The 1302-nt window shown below is 73.4% G+C and carries 1 pseudogene; it reads right to left on the reverse strand.

Annotated elements, in window-relative coordinates:
* Positions 1 to 1302 (reverse strand): annotated as a pseudogene (locus H7965_RS31600) (ISNCY family transposase); the annotation flags it as partial.

The following is a 1302-nucleotide window of genomic DNA, read 5'->3' on the forward strand; positions in this document are numbered from 1 at the left end:
GGTGCTCGAGTGCGGCGAGATATCCTGCTGGATCGCGGCGAAAGCGGGTGCGCAGGGTTCGGGCGAGACGCCTCGGCTCAAGGCGCTGGCGGAGGTCGCGCCATCGTTCTCGGCTGACCCGGCCGAGGTCGCGTGCGGTGGGCGGGTGCAGCCGCGTCGCGGTGGCGGCGATCAGGCGCACCTCACCGCGCAGCACCAGCGCAGGGGAGGCGGCTTTGCGTCCGGTAGCCCGCCGCTCGTGGTAGCGTTGCGAGCCGAACATCTGCTCGAGGTCGTTGTTCGTGCGCGGCAGACCCGCAACCGCGTAGCAGTGGAACAGGCCGGGGCGGTAGCTGCGTGTGACCTTCAGGAAGTGGTCGATGGCGCCGGCCAGGCCGCCCGCCTCATTGCGGTAGCGGGCCATGGCGCCGATCAGGCCGTCGAAGCGCCGGCGCACCGCGCCCGCGGTCTCTCCAGCCGTGTTGCCGAGGATATGGGCGGCGCGGTGCACCCAGCCATAGGCCCACTCAATGTCCGGCCAGAGGGCGGCGGTCCCCTCCAGGCCGCGACCGATCAGGGCGCGGAGCCGCGCCAGCGCCGACGTGGTCCCCCCTTTTCCGCGACCCGGTCGAGGCTGTCGGCCACGGCCTCGAGCCGGGACTTGAGCTTCAGCCCCGAGGCGGCGAGCGGTGGGCGCCCGTCATCGGTGATGGCGCTGCGCAGGGCCGCGCAGTAGCCCCGCGCCACCTCCGCCGCCGTGTCGTCGCGCCCCTCGAGGCTGCGCTCGACCGGGCGCACGCCCCGCACCCGCGCCTTGAGCACGACCTTGGCGTGCCGGTCGGCCTCGAACACCGGATGCGCCGCCTCACGGAGGAAGTGGAACTGGCAAAGTTGGTGCGGCACTCCGGGCAGGGCCCGCTCAACCGCCCGGCGGATCGAGGTCTGCCCATCGCTGACCACGCCCAGCACCGGCACGCCCACCGCGGCGGCCACCTCGCAGAGCAGCGGCTCCAGATCCTCGCCCCGGCCGGACAGCAGGCTGCGCGCCAGCAGCACCGCGCCCGAGAGGCAGTCGCGCACCACCCAGAGCACCTCGTGCCCGACATCAGGTTGCAGGCCGTCCAGCGCCAGGATGACGCCACCCTGCGGCTTCAGCAGGCGCCGGAGCCGCCGCGCCCCGGTCAGGCCGGTGGCCAGCAACTCGTCATAGCGGTCCAGCAGGTTGGTGACGCTCCGCTCGGAGATGTCGAGCCCGCGCCCGCGCAGGATGGCGTGGATCTCCGGCACGCTGCGGTGCTCACGGTGGCGCAGCACGCCGGCTAG

The organism is Siccirubricoccus deserti (assembly GCF_014283215.1).
Lineage (GTDB): Bacteria > Pseudomonadota > Alphaproteobacteria > Acetobacterales > Acetobacteraceae > Siccirubricoccus > Siccirubricoccus deserti.